Below are 16,950 nucleotides of genomic sequence, written 5' to 3'. Positions count from 1 at the left end.
CCCGACCCCTTCCCCAGGAGCACCATGCCCACCGGCACCCGCATCACCGGCGTCGACATCGACTTCCTGTCCATCCCGCTCGACCGGCCCCTGGTCACCGCGGCCTTCCCCATCCCCGCCATCGACACCGCCCTCGTCCACGTCCGCACCTCTGCCGGTCACACCGGCGTGGCCTGGAGCTTCGCCTTCGGCCAGGGCAAGGTGGCGGCACTGATCAGGCTCATCGACGACCTCGCCGAGATCCTGGTCGGCGCCGACGCGCTGGAGACCGAACGGCTGTGGGCCCGCATGTCCAAGGCGGTCGGGTTCGTCGGCAGGCAGGGCCTGGCCGCGCTGGCGATCTCCACCCTCGACACCGCCTGCTGGGACATCAAAGGCCAGGCCGCGGGCCTGCCGGTGCACCGCCTGCTCGGCGGCTACCGCGACAGCGTGGAGGTGTACGCCAGCCAGGGACTGTGGCTGGACCGCTCACGCGACGAGCTGGCCAAGGAGGCACAGAGCCTGGTCGAGCAGGGATTTCGCGCCGTCAAGATGCGAGCCGGGCTGCCCGAGGAGGACGAGGACGTGGCCCGCGTCGCCCTGGTCCGCGAGGCCATCGGGCCAGGCGTCAAGCTGATGGTCGACGCCAACCAGGCGTGGGACCTCAAGCAGACGCTGCGCATGGCCGCCCGGCTCGCCCCGTACGAGCTGACCTGGCTGGAGGAGCCGATGCCGTACACGCAGGTGGACGCGTACGCCATCGCACGCCGGGCGATGGACATGCCGCTGTGCACCGGAGAGTCCAACTATCTCAAGGCCGAGCTGATGACCCTGGCCGGGCAGGGCGGCGCCGACTACATCATGCCCGACCTCATGCGGATGAGCGGCATGACGGAGCTGGTCAAGGCGGCCCATCAGTGCGAGAGCCTTGAGCTGCCGGTCACGCCGCACCTGTTCATGGAGCACTGCCTGCACCTGGCGGCGGGGCTGCCGAACGTCGTGTGGCAGGAGTTCCAGCCCTGGTGGCAGCCGATCATGCAGGAGCCGCTGCAGGTGATGGACGGCTGTGTCCCGGCCGGCGACCAGCCCGGTTTCGGCATCGTCCTGTCCCAGGAGGCCGTGGAAAGGTACCGCGTCTGATGCCCGCCGCCGTGGAAAGGGACCGTGTCTGATGCCCGACGCCGATCTGCTCATCACCGGTGGCACGCTGGTCACCTCACAGGGCCGCCGCCGCGCCGACGTCGCCGTGCGCGACGGTCGCGTCCTGACACTGGATGGCGCCGGCCTGTCCGCCGCCCGCACGGTCGACGCCACCGGCCTGCTGCTCCTGCCGGGCGGCGTCGACACGCACGTGCACCTCATGGACCCGGGCAGCACCGACCGCGAGGACTTCCCCAGCGGGACCCGCGCCGCCGCCGCGTCCGGCGTGACGACCATCATCGAGCACTCCCACGGCAGGCCGGTACGGACCGTGCGTGACCTGGAGGAGAAGGCCGCCTACCTGAGCGGCCGGTCCAACGTCGACTTCGCCCTGGCCGCGCACGCGTGGCCGGGCGACCCCGGCGCCGTCGCGCCCCTGTGGGAGGCCGGGGCCGCGTTCTTCAAGGTGTTCACCTGCACCACCCACGGCATCCCCGGCCACGACGCGGCCGCGCTGCGCGCCCACCTGCGGGCCACGGCCGACGCGGGCGCGATCAGCCTCATCCACTGCGAGGACGAGTCGCTCACCGCCGCGGCCGAGTCCGTGCTGCGCGCGGCCGGGCGCGAAGACCCCGGCATCCTGCCCGAATGGCGCGACCGGGACGCCGAGGTGGTCGCCGCCGCCGTCGCCGCCCTGCTCATCCGGCGCACCGGCGCGCGAGCCACAGTGGCGCACGTCAGCCATCCCGAGGTCGCCGCCTACCTGGCCGCCGAACGCGCCCGCGGGGCGCGGCTGTACGCCGAGACCTGCCCTCAGTACCTGCTGCTGCGCGAGGACGAGGTGCACACGCACGGCCCGTTCCGCAAGTTCACCCCGCCGGCGCGCGCCAGGCACGACCAGGACGAGGCCGCGCTGTGGCGGCTGCTGCGCGAGGGCGAACTCACCCACGTCTCCTCCGACCACGCGCCCTCCACCCCCGCGCAGAAGAGTGCCGGCGGCATCTGGGACGTGCACTTCGGGCTTCCCGGACTGGACAGCACCATGGCGGTGCTGCTCAGCGCGGCGGCGCGCGGGATGCTCGCCTACGAGGACATCGCCAGGCTCTACAGCGAGGCTCCCGCCCGGATCTACGGCCTGTGGCCCCGCAAAGGCCGCATTGCCCCGGGCGCGGACGCCGACCTCGTGCTGGCCGACCCGCAGGAGCGCTGGCGGCTGCGCAACGAGGACGTGCTGTCCAAGGCGGGCTGGACCCCCTACGACGGCATGGACATGACCGGGCGCGCCGTGGCCACGTACCTGCGCGGCGAGCTCATCGCCGAGCGCGGCAAGCCGGCCGACCGGCGTACGGGGCGGCTGATCAGCCGGCGGCGTACGCCCGGATGACGCTTTTCGGGTCACCCCGTCCTCGGCCACGGGCCGCGCCACCTTCACCGGCTTGTGCGGCTGTCCCTGTTCGGCCGCAGCGCTCTGGGCAAGGGCGATCCGTCCCTGCCCCACGGGGCCGATTCACGCACGACGGAAGGGTGCGTCTGGTCACCACGTCACGGTGACATGGGGCAGGCCGTAGGCGGTGGTGTCATGCTCGGACCGTGGTTGCGGTTGTGTCAGTCGCAGGCCGGGAAGACGGGTGAGGAGCGTACTGGAGATGGTCTCCAGTTGCAGCCGGGCCAGCTCTTGAACGTGGCGGCGAAGATCGGGCACGCCGAGGTCCTCGGTGTCCGCGGCAGCGGGCACGAGGATGCTCTCACCGCGCCGGATGACCACGTCGCCGATCTCGATGTCGTCGGTGGCCCGTCGCAGGGTGGCCGTGCCGGCGAGCACCCAGAGGCGCACCATCGCCTCCGCCGCGCCGGCGACGAGTGAGGGGTCGTCCCGAAGAGCCGCGAGGTGGACCGGGTTCTCCAGGAGTCCGCGCATCCCGAGGGTGATCATGCCCGCGGTGGTTTCGTGGCCAGCGGTGAGGAAGGCCAGCGCCAGCCTGGACAGCCCTTCCCGGTCGTACAGGCCCGCCTCCTGGTGCCGGATCACCCACCGGCTCAGCAGGTCGCCGGCGGGATGGCGGTGCTTGGCCTCGATCAGGTCTCCGGCCAGCCGTTCAAGTTCGCCCATCAGGATCGTCCGCCGCTCGGCGGTGGCTGTTCTGCTCGCCAGCTGCCGGAACCAGCCGTGGAGACGAATCCTGCTGGCGTACGGCACCCCGAGCAGTTCGCACATCACCAGGGTCGCTACCGGCAGGGCGAGCTCCTGGACGAGGTCGACAGGGCGCTCCATCTCCAGCAGGGCCTCGATCTGGTCGTCCACGATGTCCTGCACGCGGGGCCTCATGGCCGCGACCCGTTCGGTGGTGAACTCAGCGGCGGCCAGCTGCAGGTGAACGGGGTGCTGCGGCGCACCCACGGCAGCGAAGGTTGCCCGGAACCGCTCGCCGAAGCCCGGCCTGACCGGTGGGAAGCCGGGATGCGAACGGGCGGAGCTGGTCTGCGCGTTCGACAGGACGGCTTGCGCGTCCGCGTGTCCGCTCACCAGCCAGACCAGGTCACCACCGGGCAGGGTGACAGGAAGGATGGATCCGCTCTCCTGCGAACCGCCGCTCCAAGGCGGCAGGTCGCCTGGGCCGGCGGGGAAGCCGTCGGATGGTGGGGGCGGTGGTGGCATGTCTCTCCTCGGGTCCGAGTACCTTCGATACCAGGGATGGATGTCCTGCGGCGCCTCCGCCCTCGGACCGGCCGGGGCCCGTTGCCGTTCAGGGCAGCAGAACGGGTTTGACGACCTCGCCTGTGACGGTGGCCCGCTCGGCTTCGTTGATGCGGTCCAGTGGGAAGGTCTTGATCAGCTTGTCGAACGGGAAGCGTCCCTGGCGCCAGAGTCCGATCAGCATGGGGACGAAGACCTGGGGGACGGCGTCGCCTTCGGAGATCCCCATCAGGTTCCGGCCGGCCATCAAGACCCGGGAGTCGAGCACCACGTCCCCCTGCGGCGCGCCGACCAGGCCGCAGGTGCCGCTCGGACGCAGCGCGCCGACCGCCGTGGCGATGACCGCGGGCGATCCCGTGGTGTCGATCGTGTAGTGGGCTCCGCCGGTCACCTTCTCCAGCATCGCCGGCAAGCCGTCGTGGGCACCGTCGAAGGCGTGGGTCGCGCCCAGCTCGCGCGCCAGATCGAGGCGTGCCGGATTGACGTCGACGGCGACGATCGTGGCGGCGCCCGCGAGGCGTGCGGCCATGATCGCACTCAGGCCCACCGCTCCCGTACCGAAAACGATCACACTTGACCCTGCGGCCACCTGGAGCGCGAGCAGCACTGTTCCCGCACCGGTTTGGATCCCGCAGCCCAGCGGGCCGAGCAGCTCCAGCGGCAGGTCCTTGGCCACCTTCACCACATTGCGGCTCGCGACGAGCGCGTGAGTGGCGAACGACGACTGCCCGAACCAGCGCGCGGCGACCTGCTGCCCTTCCCGATCGCGTACGGGACTCGGCCCGTCGACTCCGCCGCCGGTGAGGTTACGCGGGAAGAACGTGGCGCAGTAGGCGGGGTGCCCGGCCAGGCAGGTGGCGCAGGAGCGGCAGGAATCGTAGGACAGGACGACATGGTCCCCAGAGCGCAACCCTGTCACCGCCGGGCCCACCTCTTCGACGACGCCCGAGCCTTCGTGTCCGAGGATGAGTGGCCGCTGAGCCGGATAGTCGGGCACGCGCGGCAGGAGATCGGTGTGGCACAGCCCGGCGCCGGCGATCCTGACCCGGACTTCTCCCATCCCTGGATCGCCGAGATCGAGGTCTTCGATGCGATGGGGGGCGTCGTGTGCCCGCAGCACGGCCGCCTTGATGTGCATGGCCCCTCTTCCTCTACGGCGCTACAGCTTGTGGAAGACCTGCTCATCCGTCGGCACCCAGCCACGCCCGAAATCCATCTCGGCCGCGTGACGCCAGCTGCTGTCGCCGTACCGGGTGAAGATCTCTCGTGCCCGAATCTGCCGTCCGGCGTGCGAGATCTCCGTGTCGGCCACGAGTTCGTCCCCTCGCCAGCCCGGCGACGTGACGGTGCCACGACGCCCTATGCTGTCGAACCATTCCGAGACGAACAGCCGACGGCCAGGGCTGTATCCCCAAAGCCGCAGGGCCTCGGCCATTCTCGGGCCGCCGGAATCCGGCTGCTCGATCCACGTGAATCGTTGCTCCAGCCACTGCCCGCCAAGGCGGATGCTGCCCTCCACGCGTATGACCGGCTGAGAGAAGGGCGGGGTGAGTTCCGTGGCTTCGAAGGCGCCTGTGCCCTCCCACGCACCGGTGAAGAACAGCAGGTGTCGCAGCTCGTCGACAGGAGAATCCAAGACCTTGCACTCCGATGTGGTGAGGCGCTGTCTGCAGGTTGCGGGGGACGTCCGGCGTGGCAGCGAGAGGTGTCTTTCTCACGAAGTCGTCTTCCGATGTTATGGGCCCTCGTCCTCCCCCGAATCAGTCACCCGACTGGTGAACCGACCGTGGCGGAGGTGCCGGCGACGGTCCGGTTCGTGGAAGAAGCCGCGCGGCGGCATGCGGAGTCCAGGACGAGCGTGTGTCGTCGACCAGCGCCACCACCCGGCGCGTCCGCGTGGCCGCCGGGCAGCTTGTCGCCGCTGGCGGTGAGGCCCGTCCGGTTCGCCGGGCAGCGGCGGTTCCGAGCGCAGCACACCTCGACCGAGGTCGGCCGTCACGGGCGGCCCGATCGTGGCGAGCTCATCGACGGAGACGTCGCAGGTGATCCCTCGACGCTGGATGGGCAGGGGCGGTGTCACGGCCGTCGGCGCCGTCGCCTGCATCGCCGCCATGTCCCCAGCCCTCCTCGGCGGCCGCGCCGTCCAGCATTGTCCGAGATCCCGGTCCGGATGAGCCGGCGCGGGCCGGATCGCTCTTCACGGGCAGCCTCGCACGCGTCCCAGGCCGGGAACGAACCTGCCGAGGGAGGTGGGGGAGCACCAGCAGACGTCCCTCACGGCGCGCCGTGAGGGACGCCGCGCACGCCGCACGTCACGCTCTGGCCGGGCCCGGCCACCGGTCGATCGACAGATTCCCCGTGCCATAGCCCGCTCTAAGGTCGGTGCTCCTCCTTGGTGAGCGCACACGCCGCGCGCCCAAGTCGGAGCACCGTCGGCGTCCGCCGCCGCGACCCAGGCGAAAGAGCAGGTGCATGAGCGAAGTTGCGGTAGCCCCCATCTCGATGCCCGCAAGGCGGCGCGGAGTCCAGCTCGTCATGCTCGCGTTCGCGGTGCTGATCGTGATGGGTGCCTACGTCAACGTGGGCCTGGCCCTCGACGGTAGGGTGCCCGCGGGCACGTTGACGTATGGGCTGGGCCTCGGTGGGCTGATGCTGGGCGCCTATCTGGTGCTGGCGAGGTTCGCCCCGTGGGCGGACCCGCTGATCCTGCCGCTGGTGACGCTGATCAACGGACTGGGATTGGTGATGATCTACCGGCTGGAGTCCGGCGGCATGCGGCTGGCGTCGGCGGCGAGCCAGATCATGTGGACGGCCGTCGGAGTGGTGATGTTCGCGCTGACCCTGATCGTGCTGCGCGACCACCGCGCGGCCCAGCGGCTCACCTACACCGTCGGCGCGACCGGCATGGTCCTGCTCACCCTGCCGGCGGTGCTGCCGGGCAGCATCAGTGAGGTCCAGGGTGCGAAGATCTGGATCCGGTTCGGCGACGTCGCCTCGATCCAGCCGGGCGAGTTCGCCAAGCTGCTGCTGGTCGTCTTCTTCGCCGGCTACCTGGTGGCCAAGCGCGAGGTGCTGGCGCTGACCGGGCGCCGGCTGCTGTTCCTCGACCTGCCCCGGGCCAGGGACCTTGGCCCCCTTCTCGTCACCTGGATGCTCAGCCTGCTCGTCCTGGTCTTCGAGAAGGATCTGGGTACGTCGCTGCTGTTGTTCGGCACGTTTGTCGCCATGTTGTACATCGCGACCCAGCGCACCTCCTGGGTGCTGATCGGTGTGCTGCTGTTCGCCGGTGGTGCCTGCGTGGCCGGGCTGGCCTTCGACCATGTGGGCGCCCGCTTCGCCGCCTGGCTCCACCCGGCCGACCCGATCACCTACGGCAGCGCGGACATCTGCGGGCCGGGCGGGCCCGGCGATCCGATGTGCGGCAAGAGCTTCCAGATCATGCAGGGTCTGTACGGCCTGGGTGAGGGCGGCATCCTGGGCACGGGCCTGGGTCAGGGCCGCCCTGACCTGATTCCGCTGGCCTTCTCCGACTTCATCTTCGCCGCGACAGGGGAGGAGTTGGGCCTGACGGGCCTGATGGCCCTGCTCATGCTCTACCTGCTGCTGGTGGAACGGGGCTTGCGTACCGCGTTCGCGGCCCACGACCCGTTGTCGAAGCTGCTGGCGGGCGGGCTGTCGTTCATCGTGGCCTGGCAGGTGTTCATCATCGTCGGCGGTGTCACGAACCTCATCCCGCTGACCGGTCTGGTGACCCCGTTCATGTCCCAGGGCGGCTCGGCGTTGCTGGCCAACTGGATGCTCGTCGCGCTCCTGGTCCGCATGTCGGACGCGGCACGGCGGCCGCCGCCGCAGGCGATCCAGAACGAGGGGCTGACGCAGATGTTCCAGCGGTGATCGGGACGAGATTTGTGGCGGGGCGGCCGTGATTCCGGGGCGAGGACACCGCCTGCCCGCCGATGATCAAGGCGCTGGAGCCGAGCCGTCGCCGGTCGGCGCGACGCCCGTACGGTGAGATGGGCGCGGACCATGCTGCTGATCCGGAGCTTGCCTGTAAGAACCCACGAGGTATCCGACTCCGAGGCGATCGATCGATTTCCGCAGATCCCCAAGGGGAGGTGGACATTTTCGCCGGCACTTCCACGTCATCTACCGCCTTGCCCGCGCCGGTCTCGGACCGGACGACGCCTCCCCTGCTTCGTCCGCTACCACCTGGGGGATGAGCGATACCACCGTCTCCCCGAAGATCCGGGATCTACGCGGCCAAGGTGAAAGACCGGGGCAAGGCGACCACGACTTGATCCCCGCGACGCAGAGACGAACGGCTTCGCCTGATCGGCGCCGGGCCGAGAGCCCACCGCCGTGGCGGCTCCCTCGTCCAGGCGGCGTGGTTCGTCAACGCGGTCGAACCGGAACGGGTGTGGTGCGGGCCCGGCGGCTTCTGCCCCGCTTGGCTCTGGTCTCTCTGAAACCGACGGCCGAGGTCATCATCGAGGTCCTCGCTGGAAACCTTTCCGTGTCTCACCTGATGAGCGTGGAACGCGGCTCGTTCTGCCGAGGCTTCCTGGGCTCCTGGAGGGAGGTGATGGTGACCGACGTCCATGGCTGCCCGCTCGCGGAGATCAACGGGCTCGCCCTCGATCGCTGCTTCTCGCTCGTCGGCTTCGTCGAACCCTGATCCTGGGGGCAGCAAGAACCGCGCGATCCTCGCGGCCTCGTGGCACGGCGACGAGCAGGCCAGCCGCCACCTGGGCGGGCATGTCCGGTTTTCCGGACTCGTGATCAGAGGCCGGTTGATACACATGGCGAGTTGGTACGGCTACGAGTTCGAAGGTGAACTTGGCGGCGGTGACCGGCTACCACTGATGCGGCTGCGCCACAGCGGCTCGGCGCGCTGCTGGAGGGCTTTCATCCACCTCCAGCAGCGGCGGTTACGAGTGCGCGCCTGATTCACCGGCATCCCGCAGGAGGCCTGGACCTCGTGTGACCTCTTCATCGCTGACCGCCATGTCCAGCGTGATCCCGATGCTCGCGGGAGAAGGGTCGGCAGGGAAGCCGGGAAGGTTTCATCGTCTGGGCTCGCTGTGCGCGGCAGAGCGCTGCTGGCGACCGGATTCGAGCGGCCAGTGAAGGAGGCGAGCCAGGGATGTACGCCATGTCCTTGAAAATAATCGATCGATCGATTATTTTTCAGGTGACGAGAGGATTCGAGATGTCGACGAAGATCCCCGAGAGGGAGAGCGCTGAGCGCCCAGCCGGTTACCAGGAGCCCAGTCTCAGCCCGACCGGACTCGAACACATTCCGCACACCTTCGCCCGCGGCGTGCACGCACTCATGGCGAACATGCCCCCGAAGGACAACAACGGCCTGATCGTCGGGTCACGGGCAGCGCTGCTCATCGATGCCGGATTTACTCCCCAGGTCGCGGATCGGCTGCAGGCGCAGGTGGCCGAGTTGAGTGATGTTCCGCTCCGCTATCTGGTCAACACCACCTACCACGGAGATCACACCTTCGGAAACGCCTCCTATCCCGAGGAGGTGACGGTGGTCTCCTCCCGGGCCAACCGCGACAACATGACCGACCTGGCCAGGGAGAAGCAGATCCGCTCGGGTCACCTGCCCGGCGAGGAGGTGCTGCTGGACGAGGTACGCAGCTGGCGGCTGCCAGATGTGACCTTCGACGAGCGGGCCGAGATCGACCTGGGTGGGCGCATTGTCCAGCTGTGGCAGTTCGGCCCCGGTAACGGGCCGGGCGACACGGTGGTCTATGTGCCGGATGCGGGAGTCGCCTGGACGGGTAACTACATCACCCACGCGGGGGTGGCCCCGATGCTGCTGCAGGGCGGCCCGGAGCCGTACCTGCAGTCGCTGCGCAAGATGCGCCAGACGCTGCCCGGCCTTCGCACGGTGGTGCCGGGCCACGGGCCGATGGGCGACGGCCCTGCGGCCATCGACTTCCTCACCACGTACTTCTCCCGGCTTCTGGAGGAGATGGCCCAGCTACGCGACCTCGAGGTCGAGGAGGCCATCGCGGCTACCACCAACCCCTGGGATCAAGGACTGGAGACGAGCTTGTCGGCTGCTCTCGCCGCCTACGGCCTGCCGGCCGGCCGGGCCGAGAAGAGCATGCTGGAGATCTGCCGCAACCTGCACCGCCTCAACGCGCTGGCCACCTATCGCGCGTTGTACGGGTGAGAGGTCGACATGTTGAAAGAACCACCGAGGTATTCCATCGCCGAACGGGATCGCCGCTGGAACCTGGCGCGAGATCTGATGGACGACGAGGGCGTACAGGCGCTCGTGGTGTACGGCGAACATGAGATGGTCTACCCGGCCCCGTACGCGCCCGACACCTACTTCACCAATGACAGGCCCGGCGCCATTGTCGTCTTCCCCCGTGACGCTGACCCGATCGTCCTGGTCGGGACCCCCATGACGATCGGCGACCACATCGAAGCACAACGACGGGGTGAGGCGACCTGGATCACCCCGGGGAACATGCGGGTCGCCCGGCACCCGGAGGGCCTCGTTCAGGTGCTTCGGGAGCATGGGTTGGAGCAGGCCGCGATCGGCGTGCTCGGCATCGACCCGTGCCCGCCCTGGCACTTCGTCCCGATCATGCCACACGCCTACTGGGCCGCGATGACCGAGCACCTGCCGCACGCCACGTTCAAGGGGGTCTACCGGTCCTTCTACGCCAGGACCAGCGCACAGTCGGCGGAGGAACTGGCCGTGCTGGCGTACGCGGCCGAAGCGGGCGAGGCCGTGGCGCAGGCGATGCTCACCGTTGCCCGGCCCGGCGCCACGGACGCCGAAGTCTGTGCCGCCGGAACGGCCGAGGCCCTTCGGCGCGGCGTCATGATCGCGCCGATGATCATCAATTCCGGGCCCGGCACCATCTCCTGGGGCATGCCCGGCTGGTCGTACCGGCCGCAGGCTCCGCGGGTGCTGGCCGAGGGCGACATCGTGCTGGCCGAGGTCATGTGCTTCTACGGCATGAAGGAGACCCAGCACCAGGTCGCCATCGCGATCGGGGAAGCGCACCGCGACGCCGTGCGGGCCGCCACGGTGGCCCGCGCCTCGTACGAGGCCGGCCTGCAAGCCTTGCGGCCCGGCCGCAGGTTCGGCGAGGTCGTGGAGGCGATGCGGGCGCCCCTCGACGAGGCGGGTGGATGGAACGTGCACCCGCTGATCCATGCCCTCAATCCGTTCGGTCCTGTCTGCGGGTGGGGTGCCGGGATGCGGGCGCGGCCGGAAGCGGCCTCCTACGGGCTGATCACCGAGGTGCCCACCATCGGAGCCGAGGTGCCGCTCGCGCCGGGCATGAGCTTCTCCCTCGAACCCAACTGCGTTGTCGGCGACCATACCGTCAACCTCGGCGGGACGGTCGTGGTCGGCGACCACGAGCCCATCGAGCACAATCCGTTCACCGCACGGCTTCTCCAGGCCGAGGGATGAACTTGGGCGGGCAGGTTCGGTTCTGCGCCACACGCCCGGCGGGGGCCTGTTCTGGCGCACCGCCGACAGCCGCAACCGGGTCCTCGGCGAGCACCCGGCGGGAGGCGAGGCGGCTGTGCCGAGTGTCGAGGGCGGGTGCCTCCTGCTGGTAGGCAGACCCGTCGAGATGACGCTGTGATGGCGCTGTTCTTCTCCAAGTTGCGGCGCCTGGCGGGCAGCCCCTGATGGTCGGTTGCGGCGGCGCTGACCTCGCCCGCGTGCCTGCTCGGGAATCAATCTCGCCTTCGCCGCCGCAGGGAGACGGTGGAGTTGTCCACCGCCTTGCTACTGGCCGCCGGGTCGGCGCGTGTGGCCTGGTTGGCCGAGCCGGTCCTGTTCGCCGCTCCGTTGGCGATCACGTGCGGGGCCGTCCTCTAGATCATGGGGAACGTCCTGTGGAGGCGTCTGCCGGGAGGCGAACGACTCGCTCCGATCAACCCGCTGATCGACCACCCCTTAGCCCACCTCTAAGCCATCGGGCCGGCATCTGGCTCACCTGGCCGGCCTGCCCGTGCTGCTCGGCGCGGTGGCTGTGCACAAGCGCGGGGCGAGCCGATAGCACGCCTCACGGTCATCGTCGCGCTGCCGTCGCTGTGCCGTCGACGGTCATCACGACGCGAAGCGCGGGACGTGTCGGCGACGCGCCCCCGCCTCCCTGGACCCGCAGACATGGCTCGGCGACACCGTCCGAGCCGGTACGGGCGGCCTCGCGCGGTGCAACGCCTGCTCGGCTTCCATGCCGCAAAGCGGATCCCGACGCAGCTCGCCCCGCTTGTTGATGTGCGAACGGGCGTTTCCTGACCGCCCGGCATCGACCAGGCACATCACAGCGGTCTTTGGCTCATGGCACGTTTCTCACTGGTAGCCCATCATGCGACATAGCCTCGAGGTGCTCCCCTCTGTCGAGGGTGCTGGCGGCCGGCGCCACGGGCACCTCGCGGCCGCCCCCGTTCGCCATCGCGCCGCGCCCGACAGGCGACATGGCGTCGCCGCCACGGCCGAGGGCGGCGATCCCGCATCCTCCGCAGACCGCCTCTTCGCCCTGCTCGGCGTCTGAGCATCAGGCTTCCCCAACAGAACTTCCTGAAATCAGACTTGCTACTTCAAAATCAGGAAGTCATTGCTTAGGATGGAGAACCGACAACGACAGGAGGGCACCCATGGCCCCACTGAAGGTCGGTCACCTGTTGCCGGCCCGGGATCACGCGATACGCGGTGACCACGATCTGAAGCAGCTCATCGACCAGGCCCGCCAGGCCGAAGCCCTCGGCCTGGACTCGGTGTGGGCCGGCGACAGCCCGCTGACGAGGCCCCGCGCCGACCCGCTGCTCCTCCTGTCCGGCGTGGCCGTCGCCACCACGCGGATCACGCTCGGCACCGCGGTCCTGCTTCCGGCGCTGCGCCATGTGATCCTGCTGGCGCACCAGCTCGCCACCCTGGACCGGCTCTGCGGCGGGCGGCTGATCGCCGGCTTAGGCGGCGGGTTCCCGAACGCGGCCACCGAGGCGCAGTTCGCCGCGATCGGAGTCCTGTTCAAGCGGCGCATCGCCCTGCTGGAGGAGTCGATCGGCGCGATGCGGCGCCTGTGAAGCGGGCCAAGAGGTCTCCCTGGCCTGCCGCGACACCAGCCCGGCTCCGCCACCGGTGCACCCGTCAGGCCCCCGATCCGGCCGGCGGGCGGCGACGAGGCCGCGCTGCGGGTGGCCGACGGCTGGCTGCCCTACCCACCCCAGGTGCGGACCTACGCCCACGAACAGGACAGCAGCCGGCAGAGTACAACGCGGCCCGTCACGCCCGCCCTGTACGCGACGCTCTGCCGGGACGAAGACTCCGGACGGGCGCGCGAGCGGCTGCGCGTCAGCATCGAGCGCTCCTACAACGCTCCGCTGGAGGCCGTCGAAGCCATCCAAGCCATGTTCGCCGACCCGGCCTACCAGGCCGCGGACTGGCTCACGTCCTACATCGAAGCCGGTGCCCGCCATTTGGTGATCCGCCTGGCCGCCGACGACCATCGCGCGGCCCTGGAGGAGTTCGCCGGCACCGTTCTGCCGCTCTTGCACACGAAAGGAAAAGCATGACCACCTTCGTTCTTGTCCACGGTGCCTGGTACGGATCCTGGGCCTGGGACGGCGTCACCCCACTCCTGCACGAAGCCGGAGTGCGGACGGTGACCCCGACCCTGACCCTGGAGGGCGACGCCGGTCTGGGCACCCACGTCCAGGAGGTCCTCGCCGCGCTGGACGACGTGGCGGCACGCGACGACGTGGTGCTGGTCGGGCACAGCTACGCCGGACTCGTCGTCCGCCAGGCGGCCGATCAGCGGCCCGGCCTGGTCAGCCACCTCATCATGATCGACGGCTGGGCCGGAGGCGACGGTGAGAGCCTGTTCAGCCTGGCCCCCGACGCCTTCGTCACCGTGATCAGCAGAAGCGCCCGCGCCAGCGCCGACGGCCGTCACGTGCCCGCCCCGCAGCCGGAGCGCTTCGGCATCACCGACCCCGAGCAGGTTCGCCTGCTGGCGCAGCGCTTGCGGCCCCAGCCGCTGCGTACCTTTACCGAGGCGACCCGGCTGAGCGGCGCCGTCAACCAGATCCCCGGAACCGCGATCTACTGCCGTCCGGTGACCTTCCCGTTCGACCAGTTCGGGAAGGCGGTCGGATATCGCACGCTGCCTTTGGACGGCCCGCACGACGCGATGAGCACCCACCCGAAGGAGGTGGCCCAGTTGCTGCTGGACGTCCACGCGTCGCAGGTCACCGGCGAGAAGGCCGGCCATTAGAACGATGACGTGGTGAGGCGACCCACCACCAGTACTGCGCGGCCGCGCGCACGCTCGATCTCGTCGGAGACCGCTGGACCCTGCTGATCCGCGCGCTGCTGATGGCCCCAAACGCTGCCGCGCAGCCTGCGAGGCCTGGGGCCGCGTCAACAGGAGTCCTTCCAGCCCGGCTGAGCCGTGCTCGGGCTGCAGGCCGGCTTCGACGCCGAAGCGGCCGCGGACCGCGGACCGTCCACGAGTTCCGGGTGGAGAAGGAGGTCTTCCATGTCCGCGTCTCCGATGATGCGATCGAGACCGTGCACGGCCTCGCTCGCGCCGGTTTCATCGCCTGTTCCGGCTGCCGATTCGGAGAGAAAAGTGAGGGCCGGAGTGCCCCGGTGGGCCGTCACGAATAACGTTTCTCGTCAGGCGTGGAAATCACCCCTTCCCGCGTACCCGAATCCGGGACGGCATTCTGCTCCAAAGCACATGATCCCATGTAGACGGGTCGAAACATGATCCCTCGACCTTACAAGATCCAAATATGCGGATATCTGGCGAAGGTTTCGTCAGCCAGACACCAGTCGTCGTACAGATTCCGCCGGACATATCACTGTAATAGCGTCACAAGCTGAAATTCCGAACTTGAGGAGAAACATGCGTGCGGTGCAACAAAGCGAATGGGGCGGCCCCGAGGTGCTGGAGGTCGTGGACGTGCCGGTGCCGAAGCCGGCCCCGACCGAGGTGCTGGTGAAGGTGGCCGCGGCGGGCATCAACCCGGTGGACGTCTACACCCGGATGGGCGTGGCCTACAACCGGGTGCTGAGCCTGCCCTTCGTCAACGGCTGGGACGTGGCGGGCGTCGTCGTCGACGTGGGCTATGGCGTCACCCGGTTCAAGGAGGGTGACCGGGTGTTCGGCATGCCGTGGTTCCCGCGTGAGGCGGGCGCGTACGCCGAGTACGTGACGGCGCCCTCACGCCACCTGGCACGGATGCCGGAGGGCATGTCGTTCACCGAGGCGGCCGCGCTGCCGCTGGCGGGCCTGACGGCGTGGCAGATGGCGGTCGACGTCGCCGGGACCGGCCCGGGGCAGCGCGTGCTGGTGGGCGCCGCGGCCGGGGGAGTGGGACACCTGGCCGTGCAGGTCGCCAAGGCCCGCGGCGCCCAGGTGATCGGTACGGCCAGCGCGGCCAAGCACGACTTCGTCCGCCGGATGGGCGCCGACGAGGTCGTCGACTACACCGCGGTGGACGTGACGAAGGCGGTGCGGGACGTCGACGTCGCCATCCAGATGTTCGGCGGCGACACCGGGCTGCAGACCTTGGAGTGCCTGCGCCCGGGCGGGCTGATGGTGAGCGGGCAGGGGGCGTGGACGCCCGGCATGACCGAGCGGGCCGGCGAGCTGGGGGTGCGCGCCGTGGCGTACCTGGTGGAGCCGGACGCCGCCGGGCTGGAGTCGCTGTCACGGTTGTATCGCGAGGGCCGCCTCGCGGTGCACGTGGAGCGGGAGTTCCCGCTGGAGGAGGCGGCCGCGGCCCATGACCTGGTGGCCAAGGGGCGGACCACCGGCAAGGTCGTCCTTCAGGTGGCCGACCCCGAGGACAGGTGAGGACGGAGGGTCGGTGACGCCGCCGCGACCAGGCAGGCAACGGTGACCGCGGCCATCGCCCATCTGTATCCGGCCGTTCCGGCGACGGCCCAGGGCGGCGGGAGCGCCGGCCCCGGCGAGCATGGTGGACAGGACGAGCCGGGCGGGCAGAACGAGCCGGCCGGACAGAACGAGCCGGCCGGACAGAACGAGCCGGCCGGACAGAACGAGCCGGCCGGACAGGTTGGCGTAGGCCGTGGTGCCGTAGCGCTCGGTCAGCGGATGCGGCCAGGCGATGGTGCCGGCTCCGAGACCGAGCCGAACATCGGCACGGCGGCTTCACGATTTTTTCTCCAGACAGCTATCCACGATCGGCGCACCACGCCGTCCGCAGGATTTCCGTACGGTGAAAATATGTTCTTCGAACCCCCGCCAGCTCACGAAGAATCGACTCGCCCACCCAAACCTGGATGGCCGGCCTGGTCCGCTCCGCCGGCGGACGAGATGGGCGCGGTGATGGTCAGCGGACTGATACTGGCCCGCACCTCGAATGTCGCCATCACCGTACCGACGATCCAGGCGTTCAGCACCGGCTGCCTGATCAACGTGGACATCGTCACCCGGCGGCAGACTCTGTCCCCCGACGACTTCCAGGCCCTCCAACTATCCGTGTTCCCGCACCTGATCACCGGGGTGAAGGCCGGGCAGCCGTTACCGGACCAGCTGCTGCGCTTCGGTGTGCGCTTCGCCGATGGCGCCAAGGCCACCACCGTCGGACAACGTTTGGACAGAACACAACTCCCGCAGGATCCGCCACCGGGCCCGCAGTTGTCCTTGCTGCTCCCGAGCATGTCCATACGCAGCGGTGAGGAGGACGCAGGTGTCACGACCTGGGGGCTGTGGCTGTGGCCTTCGCCTCCCCCGCAGAGGTTCGAACTCGCTGTGGAGTGGCCCGTCGGCGGCATCGAGCTGAGTATGGTCGAACTCGACGGCGCGGCCATCGCGGCCGCCGCCCAGCAGGCGATCCTGTACTGGCCGGAATTCCCGCGGGACAGATAGAACCTGACCGTCTTCGCTGCGGACGCGGGCTGCCGGCAGGTCTTCTCATCCCGCTTCATCGTCATCGTGAAGGGCGCGTTCATCCTTGACTTGAGTGGCCGAGAACAGGGCAGCACCACCGCGAAGCCGTAACACAGGACGCCGCACCCGATCGTCCGGGTGGCGGCCGGCGCGTCCACCAGGCGTCAGCCGCGGACGAGGCCGGTCGCATCGGTCGTCTGCACCGCTCCGATC

The 16,950-nt window shown here is 69.5% G+C and carries 15 protein-coding genes; 11 read left to right on the top strand and 4 right to left on the bottom strand.

The genetic code is table 11. From position 1 onward, the window contains the following. The first annotated feature begins 24 nt into the window (after nucleotides 1-24). Together KIS93_RS04480 and KIS93_RS04475 are read left to right on the top strand one after the other, a co-directional pair. Nucleotides 25-1,119, top strand: coding sequence for a mandelate racemase/muconate lactonizing enzyme family protein (locus KIS93_RS04480; RefSeq protein WP_186403707.1), 1,095 nt, complete (start codon nucleotides 25-27; stop codon nucleotides 1,117-1,119). 31 nt (nucleotides 1,120-1,150) lie between these two features. Beyond that, nucleotides 1,151-2,503: a dihydroorotase gene (locus KIS93_RS04475; protein ID WP_186403706.1), complete on the top strand. Its 1,353-nt coding sequence runs from the start codon at nucleotides 1,151-1,153 to the stop codon at nucleotides 2,501-2,503. A gap of 150 nt (nucleotides 2,504-2,653) precedes the next feature. Here the strand turns inward: KIS93_RS04475 and KIS93_RS04470 are convergent, their stop codons facing one another. The 3 genes from KIS93_RS04470 to KIS93_RS04460 all read right to left on the bottom strand — a co-directional run bounded on the left by KIS93_RS04470 (nucleotide 2,654) and on the right by KIS93_RS04460 (nucleotide 5,450). Continuing rightward, nucleotides 2,654-3,775, bottom strand: coding sequence for a cytochrome P450 (locus KIS93_RS04470; RefSeq protein WP_186403705.1), 1,122 nt, complete (start codon nucleotides 3,773-3,775; stop codon nucleotides 2,654-2,656). 88 nt (nucleotides 3,776-3,863) lie between these two features. Beyond that, entirely contained in the window at nucleotides 3,864-4,952 is a 1,089-nt protein-coding gene (locus KIS93_RS04465) for an NAD(P)-dependent alcohol dehydrogenase (RefSeq protein WP_186403704.1), read from the bottom strand. A 21-nt stretch (nucleotides 4,953-4,973) separates the two neighbouring features. Next, nucleotides 4,974-5,450: a hypothetical protein gene (locus KIS93_RS04460; protein WP_186403703.1), complete on the bottom strand. Its 477-nt coding sequence runs from the start codon at nucleotides 5,448-5,450 to the stop codon at nucleotides 4,974-4,976. 836 nt (nucleotides 5,451-6,286) lie between these two features. Here KIS93_RS04460 and KIS93_RS04455 point away from each other — a divergent pair. From KIS93_RS04455 to KIS93_RS04440, 4 genes are all read left to right on the top strand, one after another. Continuing rightward, complete coding sequence (locus KIS93_RS04455) at nucleotides 6,287-7,708, top strand: FtsW/RodA/SpoVE family cell cycle protein (RefSeq protein ID WP_222107241.1); 1,422 nt, start codon at nucleotides 6,287-6,289, stop codon at nucleotides 7,706-7,708. Between the two features lie 523 nt (nucleotides 7,709-8,231). After that, nucleotides 8,232-8,489 (top strand): hypothetical protein, encoded by a 258-nt coding sequence (locus KIS93_RS04450; protein ID WP_186403702.1) that lies wholly within the window; start codon nucleotides 8,232-8,234, stop codon nucleotides 8,487-8,489. A gap of 468 nt (nucleotides 8,490-8,957) precedes the next feature. After that, a complete protein-coding gene (locus KIS93_RS04445; protein ID WP_222107240.1) occupies nucleotides 8,958-10,007 on the top strand; it encodes an MBL fold metallo-hydrolase in 1,050 nt (349 codons plus the stop codon). A 78-nt stretch (nucleotides 10,008-10,085) separates the two neighbouring features. Beyond that, nucleotides 10,086-11,270 carry a M24 family metallopeptidase gene (locus tag KIS93_RS04440; RefSeq protein WP_222107239.1) on the top strand — a complete coding sequence of 395 codons (1,185 nt, stop codon included), beginning with the start codon at nucleotides 10,086-10,088 and terminating at the stop codon, nucleotides 11,268-11,270. Nucleotides 11,271-11,542: 272 nt separating this feature from the next. On the opposite strand, the gene KIS93_RS67265 is transcribed toward KIS93_RS04440, so the two are convergent. After that, the gene (locus KIS93_RS67265) at nucleotides 11,543-11,668 is read right to left on the bottom strand and encodes a hypothetical protein (protein WP_281261944.1); all 126 of its coding nucleotides are present in this window, start codon (nucleotides 11,666-11,668) and stop codon (nucleotides 11,543-11,545) included. Nucleotides 11,669-12,469: 801 nt separating this feature from the next. Here KIS93_RS67265 and KIS93_RS62985 point away from each other — a divergent pair. The 5 genes from KIS93_RS62985 (at nucleotide 12,470) to KIS93_RS04420 (ending at nucleotide 16,716) form a co-directional block, all read left to right on the top strand. Continuing rightward, nucleotides 12,470-12,898, top strand: a complete 429-nt coding sequence (locus KIS93_RS62985) for an LLM class flavin-dependent oxidoreductase (RefSeq protein WP_222107238.1) — start codon at nucleotides 12,470-12,472, stop codon at nucleotides 12,896-12,898. A gap of 144 nt (nucleotides 12,899-13,042) precedes the next feature. Beyond that, nucleotides 13,043-13,387, top strand: a complete 345-nt coding sequence (locus KIS93_RS62980; protein ID WP_222107237.1) for a hypothetical protein — start codon at nucleotides 13,043-13,045, stop codon at nucleotides 13,385-13,387. Further along, nucleotides 13,384-14,088, top strand: a complete 705-nt coding sequence (locus tag KIS93_RS04430; RefSeq protein ID WP_186403700.1) for an alpha/beta fold hydrolase — start codon at nucleotides 13,384-13,386, stop codon at nucleotides 14,086-14,088. Before KIS93_RS62980 ends, KIS93_RS04430 begins: the two co-directional genes overlap by 4 nt. Nucleotides 14,089-14,724: 636 nt before the next feature. After that, nucleotides 14,725-15,678, top strand: coding sequence for an NADP-dependent oxidoreductase (locus KIS93_RS04425; protein ID WP_186403699.1), 954 nt, complete (start codon nucleotides 14,725-14,727; stop codon nucleotides 15,676-15,678). A gap of 42 nt (nucleotides 15,679-15,720) precedes the next feature. Beyond that, nucleotides 15,721-16,716: a hypothetical protein gene (locus KIS93_RS04420; protein WP_186403698.1), complete on the top strand. Its 996-nt coding sequence runs from the start codon at nucleotides 15,721-15,723 to the stop codon at nucleotides 16,714-16,716. Nucleotides 16,717-16,950: the final 234 nt, after the last annotated feature.

This window comes from [Actinomadura] parvosata subsp. kistnae, from assembly GCF_900323885.1.
Lineage (GTDB): Bacteria > Actinomycetota > Actinomycetes > Streptosporangiales > Streptosporangiaceae > Nonomuraea > Nonomuraea composti.
This window is presented reverse-complemented; position numbering and strand designations above follow the sequence as displayed.